The 19,031-nt window shown below is 58.0% G+C and carries 12 protein-coding genes; 4 read left to right on the plus strand and 8 right to left on the minus strand.

The features are described 5' to 3' along the window. Positions 1-15: 15 nt before the first annotated feature. The 3 genes from OOZ53_RS12770 to OOZ53_RS12780 all read right to left on the minus strand — a co-directional run bounded on the left by OOZ53_RS12770 (position 16) and on the right by OOZ53_RS12780 (position 2,984). Positions 16-1,440 (minus strand): cryptochrome/photolyase family protein, encoded by a 1,425-nt coding sequence (locus OOZ53_RS12770; RefSeq protein WP_271089966.1) that lies wholly within the window; start codon positions 1,438-1,440, stop codon positions 16-18. Further along, positions 1,440-2,174, minus strand: coding sequence for an SDR family NAD(P)-dependent oxidoreductase (locus OOZ53_RS12775; protein WP_271089967.1), 735 nt, complete (start codon positions 2,172-2,174; stop codon positions 1,440-1,442). The genes OOZ53_RS12770 and OOZ53_RS12775 overlap by 1 nt, the downstream gene beginning before the upstream one ends. A gap of 72 nt (positions 2,175-2,246) precedes the next feature. Then, positions 2,247-2,984 carry a DUF3750 domain-containing protein gene (locus OOZ53_RS12780; protein ID WP_271089969.1) on the minus strand — a complete coding sequence of 246 codons (738 nt, stop codon included), beginning with the start codon at positions 2,982-2,984 and terminating at the stop codon, positions 2,247-2,249. A gap of 417 nt (positions 2,985-3,401) precedes the next feature. On the opposite strand from OOZ53_RS12780, the gene OOZ53_RS12785 reads away from it, so the two are divergent. Then, complete coding sequence (locus tag OOZ53_RS12785; protein ID WP_271089970.1) at positions 3,402-4,169, plus strand: DeoR/GlpR family DNA-binding transcription regulator; 768 nt, start codon at positions 3,402-3,404, stop codon at positions 4,167-4,169. 13 nt (positions 4,170-4,182) lie between these two features. Here OOZ53_RS12785 and OOZ53_RS12790 read toward each other — a convergent pair whose 3' ends face one another. The 5 genes from OOZ53_RS12790 to OOZ53_RS12810 all read right to left on the minus strand — a co-directional run bounded on the left by OOZ53_RS12790 (position 4,183) and on the right by OOZ53_RS12810 (position 13,104). Then, positions 4,183-6,642 (minus strand): M10 family metallopeptidase, encoded by a 2,460-nt coding sequence (locus tag OOZ53_RS12790; RefSeq protein ID WP_271089971.1) that lies wholly within the window; start codon positions 6,640-6,642, stop codon positions 4,183-4,185. A 302-nt stretch (positions 6,643-6,944) separates the two neighbouring features. Further along, complete coding sequence (locus OOZ53_RS12795; protein ID WP_271089973.1) at positions 6,945-8,255, minus strand: HlyD family type I secretion periplasmic adaptor subunit; 1,311 nt, start codon at positions 8,253-8,255, stop codon at positions 6,945-6,947. Further along, entirely contained in the window at positions 8,248-10,104 is a 1,857-nt protein-coding gene (locus tag OOZ53_RS12800; RefSeq protein ID WP_271089974.1) for a type I secretion system permease/ATPase, read from the minus strand. The genes OOZ53_RS12795 and OOZ53_RS12800 overlap by 8 nt, the downstream gene beginning before the upstream one ends. A gap of 507 nt (positions 10,105-10,611) precedes the next feature. Continuing rightward, entirely contained in the window at positions 10,612-11,196 is a 585-nt protein-coding gene (locus OOZ53_RS12805) for a hypothetical protein (RefSeq protein WP_271089975.1), read from the minus strand. Positions 11,197-11,241: 45 nt separating this feature from the next. Continuing rightward, positions 11,242-13,104 carry a methyl-accepting chemotaxis protein gene (locus OOZ53_RS12810; protein WP_271089976.1) on the minus strand — a complete coding sequence of 621 codons (1,863 nt, stop codon included), beginning with the start codon at positions 13,102-13,104 and terminating at the stop codon, positions 11,242-11,244. 853 nt (positions 13,105-13,957) lie between these two features. Here OOZ53_RS12810 and OOZ53_RS12815 point away from each other — a divergent pair. From OOZ53_RS12815 to OOZ53_RS12825, 3 genes are all read left to right on the plus strand, one after another. Then, a complete protein-coding gene (locus OOZ53_RS12815) occupies positions 13,958-15,982 on the plus strand; it encodes a patatin-like phospholipase family protein (RefSeq protein WP_271090149.1) in 2,025 nt (674 codons plus the stop codon). 439 nt (positions 15,983-16,421) lie between these two features. Further along, positions 16,422-17,318 (plus strand): hypothetical protein, encoded by an 897-nt coding sequence (locus OOZ53_RS12820; RefSeq protein WP_271089977.1) that lies wholly within the window; start codon positions 16,422-16,424, stop codon positions 17,316-17,318. A 33-nt stretch (positions 17,319-17,351) separates the two neighbouring features. Beyond that, complete coding sequence (locus tag OOZ53_RS12825) at positions 17,352-18,926, plus strand: D-Ala-D-Ala carboxypeptidase family metallohydrolase (protein WP_271089978.1); 1,575 nt, start codon at positions 17,352-17,354, stop codon at positions 18,924-18,926. The last annotated feature ends 105 nt before the right edge of the window (positions 18,927-19,031 follow it).

The raw sequence follows: 19,031 nt of genomic DNA on the forward strand, positions 1-19,031 counted from the left end.
CGGCTGAGAAGGAAATCAGTCTCGGGCCTTCATGGACTGAAAGGCGGTCAGGGCGCGCTCGCGCGAGGTCTTGAGGTCGACAATGGGCGCCGGATAGTCTTTGCCCAGGCGGATGCCGGCCTCATGGAGAACCGGTTGCGGCGCTTCCCACGGGCTGAAAAGGAATTTGTCGGGAAGCGCTGCGAGTTCGGGCACGAAGCGGCGCGTATAGGCGCCGCCGGGATCGAATTTCTGTCCCTGCGTCACCGGATTGAAAATACGGAAATAGGGCGCTGCGTCCGCGCCGCAACCGGCGATCCACTGCCATCCGGCGCTGTTGTTGGCAAGATCGGCATCGACCAGACAGTCATAGAACCAGCGCTCGCCGCTATGCCAATGCTGCAGAAGGTTCTTGACCAGGAACGAGCCGACGATCATGCGCACCCGGTTGTGCATGTAGCCCGTCTCCCACAATTCGCGCATGCCGGCATCGACGATGGGAATGCCGGTCACACCGCGTTGCCAGGCCTTCAACGCATCGATGTCTTCAATCCAGGGAAAGGCGGAAAAGGAAGGTTGCAGATTGGTGTCCGGCAGGTCCGGGAAATGATAGAGCAGCGAATAGGAGAACTCCCGCCAGCCGAGTTCCGAGCGGAAATGGTCGCGGTCGGGATTGTCCGGGCCGGCTGACGCCGAATGCCACACTTGATTTGGCGAAATCTCGCCGAAATGCAGATATGGCGACAGGCGCGAGACATTCGACCGTGCCGGAAAATCGCGACCTTCCTTGTAGCCGTCCAACCCTTCATCGAGAAACCGCCGAAGCCGCTCCCGCGCGCCCTCTTCACCCGCTGCCCAATGCGGGCTGAGTTTGCGGTCCCAGCGGATTTGCGGGAGCAGGTCCAGGCCCTCGAGCGTCAGCGAATGCGCATCCGCCACGGTTTCGAACGCTGGAGGCGCTCCAAGCGGGCGGCGTGGCGGCGCGGCTTGCAGGCAGCCCTTGCGAAAGAAGGGCGTGAAAACGCGGTACGGCGTGCCATCGCCCTTCAGAACCTGCCAGGGCTCCCACAGCAGCGAGCCGTTTTCGCTGTGGACCGGGACGCCCTTTTCCGTCAGCACTTTCTTGATCGCGCTGTCCCGCTGGATCCGCCAGGGCTCGTAGCAGCGGTTCCAGTAAACGCCGCTGACCGCATGACGCTCCACGAGGCGGTCAATGACTTCATCCGCCGGACCGCGAAAGAACTGCAGGCCACCGCCCAGTGCTTTATCGAGGCTCGCGAGCGAATGATGCAGCCACCAGCGGGAAGCGCCGCCCATTCGGTGCGGACCCGCGGTTTCATCATCGAGGATGTAGACGGGCAGGATACGGCCGGTCTCAGCGGCCCGGATCAAAGCGGGATTGTCGTTGAGGCGCAGATCCTGGCGAAACCAGACGATGGCAATGTCGGACGCCTTATCCATCAGGCCGGAATCCTCTTTCCATCCCAGGCAAAACAATGGCCGGTATCGTCAGGTGTCAGTCCCGCGACCACGTCGAGCAGTTTTCCGGCCGCATGATCGGCGGAAAACAAATTGCCGGGCTTTACGCCCGCCTGAAACGGCTTTGAAAGCCTGCTATCGACGGTGCCGGGGTGCAGCCCGACGACAATCGACCGCGGATTGCGGCGCGTCAGCTCGATGCCTGCGTTCCTGATGATCATGTTGAGACCTGCCTTGGCCGCGCGGTAGCCATACCAGCCGCCGAGGCGGTTATCGCCGATGCTGCCGACACGTGCCGAGAGCGCGGCGAAGACCGCACGGCCATCGCGCCGCAGAAGCGGTGCGAAATGCTTGAGCGCCAATGCCGGGACGACTGCATTGGCAAAATAGAGCCTTTCAAGCCCAGCCGCGGAGATATCGCGCAGAGACTTTTCCGGCCGAAGCTGATCGTCATGCAGCAAGCCCGTGGCCACAAGGATCAGGTCGACCGGCCCGTCGGCCGCGATGCGCCCGGATATCGCCTGAAGCGACGCCTCATCATCGAAGTCGGCCAAATGGCCTGCGGACCGACCATCGGCGGCGGCAACACCGTTGCGCGACACGAGTTGCAAATGCAGATTCGGGTCACCGTTGCGCAGGGCCCGCGCAAAGGCCGAACCGATCGCGCCGCCGGCTCCGATCACAACGGCATGTCTGGGCACATTTTCCTGTGGCACGTGTTCCTCACCGCTCAGCAAACCGGCATTGTGTTACGCTGCAAGCGGGAATTAGCGCCACTGGCGAGGCAATCAAGGCATCACCTGAATGCGAGGCATGCCGAGACGGCCTATGCCGGGCAGCTTCAGCGCCGGCCGCAGGATATCGAGGCCGAGCGTCTGGCCGAATGCATGCAGCTCCAGCCCCTCGACCGTTGCAACGCCCGCACCGCCATAGCCGGCAAGGGAAAGCTGCCAGCCGGTTCCGGACGGCATCTTCATGAGCGAAAACCAGTGGGGTGCGTAGTCCTTCCCGATCGCAAGCGACGGAAGCGACACTTCGAGCTCCGGCACCTGCCGCGCGATGGTGGCGATGAAGGTGTTGGAATTCGGGCCTGGCCAAAGCACATAGCTGCCATGTTCCGCATGGGGGTAGTTCGCAACGGCCTCCTTGATATGCGGGATCATGGTAGCGGCGCCTGGACCGCGCGCCTCGAAGAGGATTTGCGGCGTGTTGCCGGCCCAGCGGCCGTCGGGCGGGCCGATACTCTCGCGCAATGCCCTGCCCCAGCCCATGACGTCATAGCGGACATAGTTCGCTGCGCCTTCTTCCTTGAAGGCAATCCATGAATGGACGCCGAAAATACCGCGCCATCGATAAGCGCGCGCCGCGTAAACCTGAACGATGGCCGCGGAGACTTCGGATGGGTCCGGCGCCAGCCCGGCACTGGACCAGTCCGCCTGACGCCAGTGCACATGCCCGTCCTGCACCGCATACAGCGCGGCCTGCGCTGCGAGCGGCAGGACGAATGCCAGAATGAGCACAATCATCGCCTTGATCATGCCGGCAGATTAAGCAACGAGGGAGCCCCGTTCAACACATGCCGGGCCGGCATTTGATCTTTTGCCGGATTGTGGACTAGAGCAATTCTGAGTTAGATTGGGACATTTGATGGCGGAAAATCGGTTCACTCGGCCAGGCGCGTCGCGCAGCGCGATGTGGGGCATCGGGCGAGTGGCGCAACGACGCCGATGGGCCGATTTTCCCCACCCTAGAGAGGATTATTGTATTGAAACTCAAAAATGAATGGGCCGGGCGATTTTGGCCCCTGGCGTTGTTGACTCGCGCTTGTGGTGGGTTGGCACCACGGCGCGCAACCTGCCTAGCCAGAGACCAAAATCGCCACGGTCAAATGATCCAATTTAACTCAGAATTGCTCTAATAGAGCCGGACTGGAGGGAGGGATCATGGCGCAGCCGCTGCAGCCCCGGCAGATCGACATTCTGGACATTGCCCGCAAGGAAGGCCGGGTCGAGGTGGACAGCCTTGCCGCGCATTTCGCGGTCACGCCTCAGACAATCCGCAAGGATCTCAACGAGCTCTGCGACCTGGAAAAACTCCAGCGGGTGCATGGCGGCGCGGTGTATCCTTCGAACACCGCCAATCTTGCCTATCAGGCGCGCCGGGACATGGCCTCGGAGGGCAAGGCGCGTATTGCCGAGGCGGCCGCAGCCGTCGTTCCCGACAATTCATCACTCATCCTCAATATCGGCACGACGACCGAACAGGTCGCCCACGCGCTCAGCCGCCACAGCGGCCTGATGGTGATCACCAACAATCTGAATGTCGCCTTCATCCTGTCAGATACCGAGGATGCGGAGGTGGTGATCACCGGCGGCATGGTCCGCAAGAGCGATCGCGGCATCATCGGCGCGGCCGCGGTCGACCTCATAAGGCAATTCAAGGTGGACTTCGCCATCATCGGTGCCTCGGCGATCGACGAGGACGGCGAGTTGCTCGATTTCGACTACCGCGAAGTGCGTGTTGCGCAGGCGATCATCGAACAGGCGCGCCGGAAAATCCTCGTCGCCGACCACATGAAGTTCCAGCGCCGGGCGCCGGTGCAGATCGGCAGCCTCAGGGATATCGACTACTTCGTCACAGATGCCCCGCCACCCAAGCCCATTGCGCAGCTTTGCCAGGAGGCACGGGTGGAGCTGATTGTCGCGGAGTGAGACCCGTTCCAGACTAAACAATCAATTCGTCAGTCCTACCTTCGTCATACCCGAAGGCTATGAAATGCCAGGCAGCAGCCTCTGTGTTGTCGCCGAACGCCGCCTGCAGATCTGAATAGTTTGCAAGATATTGCTCTGCGTCGAAGGTGATGGATCTACCCTCGTCGAATCCGCTTTCAAGAAAATGGTTTACGCCAGCGGCGGCATTCTCGCCAAAGGCGCTGATAAGGTCGTCATATGACGCGATGTATTTGAAACCGTTAAAGGCATCCCGGTCGCGGCCTTCCGCAAAGCCAGTCGTAATAAAGTGATTCGTTGCGGCCTCGAGATCGGAACCGTAAATCGACCGCAAATCATCATATGCCCCCAGATACAGTCGGGCATCAAAAGGATCCGTCGACCGGCCCTCGCCCATGCCGTTGACAATGAAATGGTGTGCACCTGCCTCGGAATTGGCGCCGAATGCCTGGATCAGGTCATCATAGCTGGCGATGTAGTCCAGGCCGTCAAACAGTACCGAACGCCCCTGATCAAATCCGGTTTCAAGAAAATGGGTAACGCCTGCTGCAGCATCCTCGCCAATGCCGACGATAAGGTCACTGTATGAAGCGATATATTCGTAACCGTTGAAGGCATCACGGCTGCGGCCTTCCGCGAAGCCGGTCGTTATAAAGTGCGTCGTTGCGGCCTCGAGATCGGAGCCATAAATCGATCGCAAATCATCATATGCCCCCAGATACAATCTGGCGTCAAAAGGATCCGTCGACCGGCCTTCGCCCATGCCGTTGACAATGAAATGGTGTGCACCTGCCTCGGAGTTGGCACCGAAAGCCTGGATCAGATCATCATAGCCGGCGATGTAGTCCAGGCCGTCAAACGATATCGAGCGCCCCTCATCAAAGCCGTTTTCCATAAAATGGTTTATACCAGCAGCGGCATTCTCACCAAAAGCGGCAATAAGATCACCGTATGAAGCGATATATTCGTAACCGTTGAAGGCATCCCGGCTGCGGCCTTCCGCGAAGCCGGTCGTTATAAAGTGCGTCGTTGCGGCCTCGAGATCGGAACCATAAATCGACCGCAAATCGTCATATGCCCCCAGATACAGGCGGGCGTCGAAAAGATCGACCGTACGACCCTCGCCATATCCGTTGCTCAGATAGTGCTCAAAGCCAGTCTGCGCATCCGCACCGAACGCCGCTATCAGGTCCCCATAGGACGCTATATATGCGAGTCCGTCGAATTTCGCTGCCGATTCGGTTCCGACTGTCTGATCTGCGAACTGGATTTGCTCGAAATCAAGGAGCTGGTCAATGCCGTCACCGTTCCCGGTCAAAACAGCAACGATGCCGCCAAACTCCACAAGCGTATATTCGGTCAGAGCACCACTAAACACCGCCGTGTCAGTACCGCCATTGCCGTCGAGAATATTGTTCAGGTTATTGCCCCGAATCGTATCATTCCCGCTTCCGCCGATGGCGTTTTCGATCCAGGTGTTGTGGGCGATGCCGAGATTGTTGGTCATGGTATTCGACACACCGCCGACAGACGAGTAGCTGCCGGGCGTCAGGTCGATGATGGCGCGCTGGGAAAAGCCGGAAAGATCGAGCGTGTCGATGCCGCCGGTGTCGTAGATCGTCAGGACCGGGGCGCTGTTTTGCGAAAAGTCGAATATCTCCTTGCCGGCATTCGAGTTGAAGCCGTAGGTGGTATCGCCGGTGCGTGTGGTCGTGTCGGCGCCATAGATCGACTGGATCGTCAATATGTCATGCACCATCGGTGTCTGAGCATATTTCCACCCCGTTCCGCCATTGTTGTCCGCGCCGGTATGCGAGGCGCTGAAATAGGACATGACGGACCACTGGCGGGTGTCCTGCGCATATTCCGCATCATTCGCGTAACTGGGCGCGCCGCCATTATAGGCGCCCGGATGGCTGAGGCCCAACGCGTGGCCCACCTCGTGGATGATGGTGAGCCAGTAGTAGTCTCCGTAATCGGGAGCATAGAGGCCTGAATAGGTCGGCGCGTTCAGCCAGACCGATCCGCCAATATCGTAATATTCGTTGGGATAGTAGGCATGCGCATAGGAGATATTGGTGTTCGTATTGCCGAAATTGACATCGGCGCTGGCTGGATTTGATCCGGTCTCGACAAGGTCGACCGCAATCAGTTCGTCCCACAGCTCCATGATCTCTCGGGTGGCGGCCTTCTGCTGGGCATTGAAGGCGACAAAGCCGGTCTGCTCGCCATTGGCCCATGACGGGCCGCTATTCAGGAAACCGTAGGAAATCTGACTCCCGGACCATTTGTATCCGGAGTCGATCTGGTTGATGACTTGAGCATCCGTGAAAGTCGGCGCAGATTGCGGGTCCAGGCTGCCGGCCGTCTCCGTCACGTCGACGGCCTCGAACTCAAAATCTCCCGAGCACATGGGACATGCACAATGTCCGATCAGCTGGTGTTGTAGGCTCATCCGGATGCTCTCCCATCAAGCGCAAGGCAATCAAAACCACTCCCGCGCCGGTAACCGGCACGGCTTCATACTTCCCTCTCACGAAAACGAATCCCCGCGCTCATACTAGCGCATTGCGCCTGAAACAGTCGTTAACCAGTTTCTCAAAAAGGGGCCGACCGAATTAACAGATTGTTATCCGTGAGCCTGTCGCCAGGAAACGGATCAGATTAACATATCGATCAATAACCTGCTGTTATTGTGGCATAAATTGGAACGGAACCGGAAACCATCCCGTGTTCATCTTCTCCATTTAAGCCAACTCACGTTTCGCGAAAGGCCTTCATGATGGAGGTGGAGAACGGCTTCAGCAGATAGTCGAGCGGCGTGCGCTCTCCGGTGCTTATGAACGCTTCCGCCGGCATGCCGGGAAGAAGAACGAGATCGGCGTCCAGTTTGGCAAGTTCCGTATCCGGAATCTCCAGCGCTACGGAAAAATAGGGCACGTTGGTCGCCTGATCCACAAGCTGCGCTGCGGACATGTGCACGACATGCGCGCTCAGGACCGGCGTCGTCCGCGCATCAAACGCCGAAAGATTGACGGTCGCGCTTTGACCGACATAAACGAGATCGATATCGGTCGTCCTTACCCGCGCCTCGACGATCAGGCGATCCTTGTCCGGTATGATCTGCATTATCGGTGCTGCCGGAGAAACCACGCCTCCGACGGTATGGACCGACGTGTCGTGAATGCGACCCGAAACAGGTGCAACGACAAGGGTCCGGACCAGTTGGTCTTCCAGTGCCGATCTTTGCTCCCTCAGCTCGGCGATCTTGTTCGTGACCTCACGCAGTTCCGACTGTACTTCCTCGCGGAAATCGACATCGATCTGAAGAACTTGAAGTTCGGTTTCGTTGATCTGGCTTCGCACGCGCGCAATCGTATTCTGCAACTGACCGTGCTCACCCGCCAGGTCGGCGTGCCGTCCGTAGAGCTGATCCATCGTGTCCTGCGAGACGATGCCCGATTCCGCAGCCGGTTCCTTGCGCGTGATGTTTGCCGACAGAATATCGATCTGCCTGGTATTTGAAGCAACCTGTGCTTCCAGCCCGCGGATCTGTTTCTCCAGCTGCAGTATCTTCTCGCGCATCACCTTTTTCTGGCCTTCGCGGGTGGCCCGACGCGAATTGAACAAACCTGCCTTGCTTTCGATGATGCGGCTGACAAAGAGCGGATTGTTTGCCCGGTGCAATTCGTCGGGGAACAAGATTATGTCAGCGCCATACTGCTCCGCTTCCAGCCTTGCCTTGCGCGCGATCAGTTCGAAAAGGCTGTTGTTGACAATGTTCAGGCTCGCTTCTACCGCCGTCTCGTCTATGCGCAGCAGCGGTGCACCGGCGCTGACCACATCACCGTCGCGGACATAGATCTCGCTGACGATCCCGCCGTCGAGATGCTGAACGGTCTTGACCTTCGTCTCCACGCCAATCGAACCGGAGGCGATAACCGCGCCCGAAATCCTGGCGAACGTCGCCCAGGCACCGCCGGCACCGAATACGCCGGCAATGACCAGCATCCCGAACAATATCCAGGGTCTGATGCTAAGGTTGTTCCTGCCGTTCGTCCTAGTCATTCGGGACCAGCCTTTCCCTTCTTTCGGAACCGGCACCGGAAGATGCGTTGTCTGTCGCATACTGGCCGCCCGCGGTAATGCGGACACCGGAACCGCTGGTTCCCCATTGGCTCGGCATCATCCGACCTTGCGGTTGTGCGCCCTGACGCCTTCTGAGTCCCGACAGAACCTCTTCGCGTCCGCCAAATGCAACCTGGGACCCGTCGTTCAGCACAAGAAGATCATCGGCCAGGTTGAGCGTCTTGGTGCGGTGGGCGATCGTGATAACGGTCTGACCGCGGTCCCTCATCCCGACGATGGCGGAATACAGCGCTTCTTCGCCCTCCTCGTCGAGATTGGAATTGGGTTCGTCCAGGATGACCAGGGGAGGCTCTCCGAAGAGGGCACGCGCCAGGGCAACGCGCTGGCGCTGGCCGGCTGAAAGGTTGCACCCACCAGGACCGATCCGCGTCTCATATCCGCCGACGCGCTTGATCATCTCGTGCGCACCGGCCTGCATGGCCGCCTTGACCACGTCCTCAGAGGAAGGCTTCGTCTGCAGACGGGCAATGTTTTCCGCAATCGTCCCGTCGAACAATTCGATGTCCTGAGGAAGATAGCCGATAAAGCGGCCAAGCCGCGTGCTGTCCCACTGATCGAACGTCGCACCGTCCAGGCGGATATCTCCGGAAGCCGGTTTCCAGACACCGGTCAGGACCCGGGCCAGTGTGGTCTTGCCGGACGCGCTGGGACCGATGATGCTCAGCGTTCTTCCCGGCATGACCCTGAAATTGATATTCTTCAGGATACGAACGCGTCCGCTCGGGTCCGTGGCATGCAACTGCCTGACTTCCAATTGCCCCTTCGGTCTCGGCAGCCTGGTTTTCGGCGCCTGAACCGGGGTGTTCTCCAGCAGCACCGACAGGTTCTTCTTCGCCTCGCGATAGCGCACCAGTCCGCGCCAGTGAACGATCGACTGCTCGATCGGCTGCAGCGCCCTGCCGAGAATGATCGATGCGGCAATCATCACGCCCGGCGTAATCTGGCCCTGAATAACCAGCACCGCGCCCGCTGCCAAGATTGCGGACTGAACGAACAACCGGAACGCTTTGGAAAAGGCAGACAATGTGCCGGCGCGATCGCGCGCCTCGGATTGCCAGTCCAGTGCCTCCAGGTTCTTCTCGGACCATTTGCGCCGCAATGGTTCCAGCATGCCCATGGCCGCCAGGACCTCGCCGTTCCGCTGTCCGGCGCCGGCCAGTTCAAATGCCTCGCTTGCGGCCTGGCCGGACTGTTTCGCAGGTGCGCGCGCACGCCAGTCATTAAGGAGCGCGACAATGAACAGGACGCTGGCAGCGCCGAGGGCAAGCCATCCAAGCGTCGGGCTGAAAAGAAAGATCACCAGCAGGTAGACAGGCACCCAGGGCGCATCGAACAGGACGACAAATCCCGGCCCGGACAAATACTGCACGATGGTGTCGAGTTCGCGAAGGGGCGCGATCGACTTTCTGTCTCCGCTTGATCGCAATCCAAGAAACATGACCGCATCGAACAACCGCTCCTGGATCCGCTGCGCAATATGGGCGCTGATCCGCACAAGCACCCTCGATCGGACAAGTTCCAGCAAACCCATTACAAGAAACAGAAACGCGACAAGCCCGAACAGGGCCATCAGCGTGGGCATGGACCGGCTGGAAAGGACCCGGTCGTAGATCTGCAGCATGAAAAGCGGGCCACTCAGCATCAGAAGATTGATAAAGAAACTGAATACCGCAATGCCGACAAACGCCGGACGACTGGCGCCGATGGCCTGCTCAACGGTCAGGCACTTCGTATTGCTGCTGCCTTCCGACAAATTCAATGCTCTCACCGTCCGGTTCGATGGTCTGTATCCGGGCCAGAGGCCCCATTTGGTTCACGCAGAAACAAGCCGTGGATCAAACGCCGCCGCATTACCGCTACCGGTAGCCCGATGCACCGTCGGCTCCCGGAACCCGCCGGGTTACCGACCGCTGGTCTACACCAATTGGGGCTCCTTACGGATGACTTATTGTTTCAACCGTCACGACCTCTTTCGAGTTGGTTATGCGGGACAAAGCCGCTACCGGGTTTCATGAAACACGTTGACGTTTAATGATTGCTAAAGCGCCCATGCCGGCAGGGTTCGCAGCCGTCCGATTGGTATATATTTGGTTACTTCAATCTCGACATTCGTAGCGAACTGGCAGATTAGCCGGATTCGGGCACGTGGGTGCGGGCTTTCGGCATGTGATGGAGGTCCGTCGCATGTCACCGTTACACGATCGGGAAACAAGGTGATTCAGAAAAGCAAAAGGGGCCCGCAGACGGGCCCCTTGCGCTGTTCAGGTCGGCTCGATCAGAGTTCGTTCAGATTGATCCCGATCGTGATGGCGCCGATCGGCGCGCCCGAGGCGTCGGCAATCGTCATCGAAACCTGGGACTGCAGCATCTGGGTCGATTCGTCCTTTTCAGCTTCATCGACAAAGATCGCGGCGGCATCGCCGGAACCGTAGGTCTTCTTCCATTTGCCCTCGTCGCCCTGCCAGTAGTCGGAGGTCACTTCGCTCTGGCCGACATTGAGGCCCTTGGAATCCATCACGAAGATTTCCGTGATGACACCGTTGGAAGCCATCTGCTTGTCGCGCAGGAAGTCCGACAGGGAATTGCCGAGAACCGCATCGATCAGCGTCGTGTCCCCGCCGTCGACGCCGGCCCGCCACTTCTGGTCGAGCGCATCGATTTCGGCCTGTGTCAGAGCGGAATTGGCCTTGTTCTGTGCCGCGATCGCAGCGACAACGGCGCCATCGGATATCCACGGCATGATGTTGGCGCTGGCATAATCCTTAACCGCCGGTACGTGTTCTCCGGCAGCCAGGGATCCTTGAACGCCAAGGGCCATAACGGTTGCCGCAAGTGCGAATTTAATGCTTCGGGTATACATGCTCTCTCCTCGTTGCTGGTTGCATGATCCTTTCGGATTCGGTGATCAGAATTCCTCCCAGTCTTCCGGCTCGGCTGCCAGCGCTGTGTTTCCGGCAACCGCGGGCACCGGCCTTGCCTGTTGCCTGTCGGCGCCGCTTGCCTCCGGCGCCCGGGCCGGCGATGCGCCGCCGATGTCGAACCGGGTGATGATCTCGCGGAGGCCGGCGCCCTGCGTGCGCAGTTCCTGGCAGGCTGCGTTGGTTTCCTCGACCATCGCTGCATTCTGCTGCGTGGCCTGATCCATATTGACGACGGCCGTGTTGATCTCATCCAGCCCGGAAGACTGTTCGCGGTAGCCGCCGATAATTTTTTCGATGCGGGCTGTGATCTCGTTGATCTGCGCCTCGATCGCCAGCAGTGCCTCGGCGGTCTGATTGACCAGTTGCACACCGCCCTCGACCTCGCGCCCGGATTCGCTGATGAGCTGCGATATCTCCTTGGCCGCCTGGCCGGAACGCTGAGCAAGCTCGCGCACTTCATGGGCGACCACGGCAAAACCCTGCCCGGCCTCACCAGCCCTGGCCGCTTCAACACCCGCATTCAGAGCCAGAAGATTTGTCTGGAACGCGATTTCGTCGATGACGGAATTGATCTGTCCGATCTCCGAAGACGATTTCTGGATGCGGTCCATGGCGCTGATCGCCTCTCGCACCAGAGCTGCGGAGCTGGCGGCGTCCCCTTTGGTTTTGGTGACCAGCGATCCTGCTTCCGTAGCCCGCTCGGAGGATTCCTTCACCGTCGACGTCATCTCACGCAGGGCCGCAGCGGTCTCTTCAAGCGAAGCAGCGGTCTGTTCCGTGCGCCGCGCCAGCGTGTCGGCTGAGTTCGCCAGTTCGGCGGCGCCGGTATCAACGGTGACGGATGCGCCCTGCACCTGACCCAGGGTCGCGTTCATTGAATCGACCATGCGGTTGAAATCATTGACGAGCTTCTCGAAATCCGGCCCAAGATCCTCAAGACGGCAGGTGAAATTTCCCGCAGCGAGTTTTTCAAGCGCCGCCGCAATGCGATCCACGGCGAATGCCTGAGCCTGCGCTGCTTCAACGCTGCGCTTGGCGTTTTCGGACCGCTCTTCCTCGAAGCTGCGCCGCTGCTCCTCGGCGAGGCGGCTTTCCTCCTGCCTGGCGATGAACTCGCAGCGAAATGTCTCGAGCGCCCGCGCCACGACCCCGATCTCGTCTCCCTTTTGCTGGAAGGGAACTTCCGTATCGAAGTCACCATCCTGCATGCGGCCGATGCTTTCGCTCATCTCGGCAAGCGGCCGCGCAATCAGGCTGCGCATGACCACGAGCAGCAGTCCGAACGCCGCAATGACGAGAACCGTCTGGATGGCGAACAGGATCATCGCGTTCCAGTGGGCCGCCGCATAGATCGGTGCGGTTGTCCAGACCGTTACGACCTGGCCGCCGATTTTTCCGGCCGCATTCCTTGGAAGCGCCAGGACGATCGATGCCAGCCCGTCCTCCAGACCATTAACGGCGCCCTCGACCTCGGCATTGGCCTGTGCGAGGGTTCGAACATCTTCTTCCGACAGCTTGCTTCCCGGGTTTTCTCTAACCCAGCTATCGACAATCTCTCCATCGCGGTTGAAGGCAAAGAACTGCACCATGTTCAGCGACGGGTCTTCGCGGAACAGACCGTATGCATCCCGCACGACCTCGGGCTTGTTCCATTTGATGCCGCCCGCCGCGAGGGTGGCGAACTGCTCTGTGTCGAGCGTCCATTTGCTGACGGCGTTCGCAATCGACGTGCGCGTCTCCGTCGTCCACGTATAGCCTGCCAGCACGGCGATGCCGCCCAGGTTTACGGCGATCATGAAAGCAGCGATTTTCGCGGTTATCGACAAATTGCTGATTTTTTTAAACATAAACCGGGGTTCCCCACACGCAGCCGCTCACCGCGAAAAGGGAGAATCGCGGATCGACCAGTCAATTTGTTCTGGAACAGACATGCGCTCGACATGGGCAGCAATCATGCCGTGTCTTGGTTTGGAGCGCGTGCAACCAGAAAATCCCGAAAGATTTAAATTATCGTAAAATCAAAATCCGGACTTTCGCAAACAATTCCGAATTCGCTGCCGCGATGGTTGCAAAAATACACGTTCGAATATCGGCTATTCGAATTGATACTTTATCTCCTAAACCTTTGATCCATTTCACAAAGTTTATTTTCTGATATTTTTATCTTCAAAAAATTTTCTTTTATTTCATTCAACGGGCAATACTCGCATAAGTTAAAGCCTTCAGGCGATCGACATGAATTTGTTTTAGCCGACATCTTTTCTATTTTATCTATCTTATTTCTGCCTCGCAGAGGAGATGCGGTACCGCCCGACATCTTTTTTGGGGCTGGTCCGTTGGATCGAGCAACCCGGCAGCCTTCCGGACAATGGCCTGGCAGCGTAATGAGCAAATTCAGGCACGCTGTCCGCCCGGGCCGGGCGTTCGCGGTCCGCGGCGCGTGGGGCACAGAGAGCAGAATAATTCGTCGGTGAACGTATCGTAGCCCAAGAAAAACGCACGTTTAGAAGAAATCATACAATTATAGATGGCATTTCAGCCGAATGTCCGCAAAGATCGTAGAGCGAGATACAAGCGCACAGGGGAGCAAGATGCCTGTGCCGTACCGGAATGATTTTCGGAGAAACCGGAAGTATTGGGGGTCGGTGCATGTCTACATCGGAGAAATCTTCGAACACCGAGTTCGTTGTCGGGCTTACGATGGCGGGAGCCGTTTCGGCCGGCGCCTATAATGCCGGTGTATTCGATTTTCTGATCCAGGCGCTCGAAGAGTGGGAGCGGGCCCGGCGGGAGGATCAGGCGCGTCCATCGGATCAACGCTCCGTGCCGGACCATCGAATCCTCATCCCGGTCATTTCCGGAGCCTCCGCGGGCGGCGCCACCGCTGCGTTGGGCGCCTTTTCCCTGTCAGAACCCACCCGGCTGCCTTCGGTTCAGGATGCCGCCAACACAAAATATGTCCTTCCCGCTCTTTACAGGATCTGGGTAGAAAGTATCTCCTTCTTTAAACCCGACGAATCCCAACGCTCCGACTCTGGCGAAAACGCCAATTCCAGAGATTTGGGCACTTTGCTGGATACTTCCGATCTCGGCGAAGGACAAAGACCCGTCTCGATCATGAACGGCACGGTCCTTGAAAGGGCCGCCAATGACGCCGTTGCAAGAACAATAACCGGTGCAAAGCCACGGCCATATCTGACCGAGGGATTGCATCTGTTCTTGACCATCACGAATTTGCGCGGCGTTCCCTACGGAATCCGCTTTACGGCCGGCGGAGGCTCCGATGCGCATGTCATGTCCATGCATGCGGACCGGGTTCATTATTGCATGACCGGGCTTGGCGCTGGTGATTTTGAAAGCAACTGGTTGAAGGCATATGGGGACCTTGGAACGCCAATTTCGACTGACGACATCGTAGCAGCGGCATCCAAGGCAAATCATTCGGAACGAAATGATCATGCCCGGCGCTTTATCAAAAGTGCATTGGCGACCGGCGCCTTTCCCATCGGCCTGCCGGCGCAGAAAATTGAGGTTCACACAAGCGACTACACCAAACGTGCGTGGCCGTATGCCAACCCAAAGCAACTTGGCTCCATCGAGCCGCTCTGGCCGCCCAATGACGCAGGAGAGCACAGTTACCAGGTGGACTATGCGGGGTCCGATGGCGGCCTCATCAACAATGAACCCTTCGAGATTGCCCGCTGGACAATCATGGAAACCCCCGGGCAACGCAATAAGCCGGGCTCGGTGGAGTCGGATCGGGCTGTGCTGCTGGTGGATCCGTTTCCCGAACCGACTGGGTTTGATCCCAACCTTTCCGACAAGCCCTTTACACAGACCTTCCTGCGCGAAGTGATCGCCGCCTTGTTTCCGACCCTGAAGAACCAGGCGCGCGTCAAAGCGATCGACCTGGCAAGGTCGGGAAACAACAAGGAGGTGTTCAGCCGTTTCCTGATCGCACCGTCACGGAAATTCTTCGTCGGCGATGAAGAATTCGAAGCGGCCGAACCGCTGGCGACCGGTGTGTTCAATGCGTTTGGCGGATTTCTGACCAGCAAATTTCCCGAGCATGACTATCAACTGGGCCGCCGAAACTGCCAGAAGTTCCTGCGCGAACATTTCCGGGTTTCGGCTGAAAATGAGGTTGTGAAGTCGTGGCCGGAGGGCTGTGAAGACCGGCACACGATCAGCGGGGAAGACGGTAAAAGATATCGTGTGCTTATCCCGTTGTTCGGATCGGCGAATGTGCCCATACCGGCGCCGGTTTGGCCCCACGTGACCTGTGAAGATGTCGACAATTTCATGGAAGCGGTCCGAAAGCGGGGAAACGCACTTGTCAGGACGATCGCGAAGACGGAACTCGGAGGTTTGTACGGGCTGGGGCTAAAAATTTTCTGGCGCATCCGAAGGAAACATACACTCGGGCAGATAAGAACGACCCTGGTGGCCGACCTCATACGACGAAACCAGCTGGCTCTGGAGACAGAGCTGACAAGCGATCTGGAACGAAGCGTTCTGGCCTGCCTGGTCGAACTGAAGACGGTCCAATGTTCACCGGAGCATATTGCCGAAACAGTCAATCGCCGCGCAAACATAAACCCCAAGGCTCCCCGAACGACGGCAGTTGAAGTCAGGGACGTACTCGACAATAATCTCGCCGCATATCTGTCGCCGCAAGGAAGCCCGGCCGGGTTTTACCTGCTCAAGAAGAAGATTTGTCCGTAAAAGCCCTGATGTCGGCCATGCGGCTGATCTGGCGGAACGACAGCGCTCAAAAACTTCTGCATATCCATACTGAATTCCAAGACCAGTTTGTGTCTCGATTGTCTGCGCAACTCACTATCGGCTTGTATTCGGCAAGTCGGCTTGGGGACGACAATAGTCACCTAGTGTTACAGTTCGAAATTCCTACACCGGTTCGAGGCTGCAAAAGGTCTATACATGTAAATTTTCTTCCGGCCTTGCAGTTTCAAGGAAAAACGATCCAGACTAGAGCGGAAAACTCGCACAGGGCAAAAAACTGTTGCCAATGACATCTCCCAACCACAACATAGAATTCACTTCTACTTTTGGGTGTGCAACAATTGGCAAACTGTTTGCAGATTGTCCCGCTTGCGCTGGCATTACAAATTGGTCGAGCAATCTGGAGTGATTGGGGCATAGCATGAGAGTATTTTGGATCAGATCGCCGCTCGGGCTCTTGGCAGTTTTGTTGGTGCTGGCATCCTGTACAAGCCTGCCAAGCGCTCAACTCTCAACCTATCTCTCCGTCTCCAAGGAGGCCGAGGAAGCAGGCAAGGCAATTTACGGCGCGCTCAACAAGGCTGTCGAATTCAACAAAAAAAGAGCAAGCGGTACTCAGACGGTTCAATGCGCGGCAAACACCTCCAATCCAAGCTGTTTCAACCCGGTGGATTTCCTACCCACTCCGCCCGTTACCGATCCTGACATTCTGGCACGCATTCTCGCCCTTGAGACGATCGCGGCCTACAACGACACGCTGGTCGCCTTGAACTCAGGCCAGACGGGGGCAGCGTTGAGCAAGAAGATTGACGCCTACGGCTCGGTCGCTGCGCGTTTTGCGTCTGTTGCGGGCGTTGCATCAGGTGGTATTGCGCTCCTTCTAACCGATACGACGATCGCATCCGTCGGCACAATTGCAGGGCGATTGCAAACTGCGCAGGCGCAATTTGCTGTACGCCGGTCGCTCGCCGCGCAGCACAGTGTCATCAATGCGTTGATCACCGCTTTGATCGAGGACACACCGCAGGTCTATCAGCTTTATCGGACCTCACAGTTGATTTTTGCCCGAACCCGGCCCGGAGGTCCACGCGGTGCAGAAGGCCAGCGAGAATTCGCCAAGATAAAGGCCATGTATGACAGCCTCGGCGCTTATGTCGTGCTGCTGTCCAACATGGCAGAAAGTCTCGACACGCTCGTTGAAGCCACTGAGGCGGGTGTCACAGACCCTGAAACGTTGAACCTCGCCCTCGATCACGCCCTTGAGGTTAAGGCGGCGGCACAGGTTCTGGAGAAAACCATACGGCAGTTATCGGATTGAAATTTTAAACCAAGGTCGATTGGGGCCATGACCATGTCACCAGATGAAATTCGAGAAACCCATGCTCGGCTCGGCAACCTGATTTTTGATTTGAATACGCCAGAGGACGAAGCCAGGATTGCGGAAAAAACGTTCGACGAGTTGTCCCCCGCCGCATTTCAGGCTGCTCTGGCAAATTTCCGTGAAGGAACACCGAAGCTGGCGCGCCTGACCGGAGATTTGTTCAACGGTATTCAAGCACTTGGTCGGCCGCCCACACCTGAACTGGCGGCGATTGCGGCCAAGCTTTCGAAGGGGCTCGCGACTCTCCATGGCCCGGAAGGCATGCGTACCACCTTCGAAAACCCCGAAGAATTCGAGGAAGTGGCTGAAGATGAGGCCGATGTACCATCGACAGGCGAAACGACCGGATTGCCGTCTCCGTCACAGGGCCTTACGCGGCTTACTTCTTTCGAGCCCACGAATTCCCGGAAGTTCGTGGATCTGGCCGACGAATATGCACAATTTTTCGGGTCTATGGAGTACAAGTCCGGTTCCGCGAAAGCCACCGTGATGAAGTACGCCAGAATCGCGATGAGCAACAAACACCGCTACGAAGCGGTCGGCGGCCCGCTGGGGATTCCATGGTGGTTTATTGCAGGCGTGCACCTGCTCGAATCATCTTACAATTTCGGCACTCACCTTCACAACGGCGACTCTCTGAACGCGCGCACCCATCGTGTGCCCGCCGGCCGTCCCGCCGCCACCCCGGCCAGCGGATCGTTGCCCTACACGTGGGAAGAAAGCGCGCGCGACGCGCTTACTGGCGAAAAGCTCAATGGTCTCACCGACTGGACTCTCTCCAGAGCGCTCTACAGGTGGGAAGCCTATAATGGTTTCGGCTATCGATCTCGAAAGATTCCGACGCCCTATCTTTGGTCTTTCTCGAACATCTACTCAAGCGGGAAGTTTGTGGGAGACGGTGTCTTCAGCGCTACTGCGGTCTCGAAACAAATCGGTGCGGCCACGTTGTTGAAAGCGCTGATCGAACTGGATGCAGCAGAGAACGTACAAACAGAACGTGTAGTCGAAGGCGAAGGCGATGCCGCTGACTCTGATGCAGCCGATATTGCAGATGTTGCAGCGGGGACATCGCCGAATATCGACGGCCAAGTATCGAGCAATATCAACTTCAAGAGCTATTTCGAAACGCATGCCCCGGATGTAACCCATTTCGAGTGGCACGAGTTTCTGGTCAAGGGCGGGGCGCATAGTATAGCGCATGATCCCGCTTTTGGCCTGAACACGGATCCGCCGGAGATCAAGTGGGCCAACGTCCTGCCCTTGGCTCGCGTGCTGCAGAAGGTTCGTGAGCGAATAGGTCATCCGGTCGTGTTGACAAGCGTTTATCGTAGCCCCGCATACAACGCTGCCATCCCTGGTTCGGCTACCAACAGTCAGCATGTCCAATTCAAGGCCGCTGACTTCAAAGTCTCAGGCTGGGGCACACCGGTCGATTGGCACGGTGTGGTTCGAGAGCTGCGTGACCAAGGCCTGTTCTCAGGCGGTATCGGTCGATACAACACTTTCGTTCACGTCGACGTACGGGGCCAAAACGCGGATTGGTAGTCGGGGCAGCTCAAGCATCTTCAAGACAATTGAGACAATGGGGCGTGTTTGCAGCATCGTCACAAACGAAAAGCCATTGCAACCCGCCTCAGCCGATCTCAATTA

It is taken from the genome of Allohoeflea poritis, from assembly GCF_027889715.1.
Lineage (GTDB): Bacteria > Pseudomonadota > Alphaproteobacteria > Rhizobiales > Rhizobiaceae > Hoeflea_A > Hoeflea_A poritis.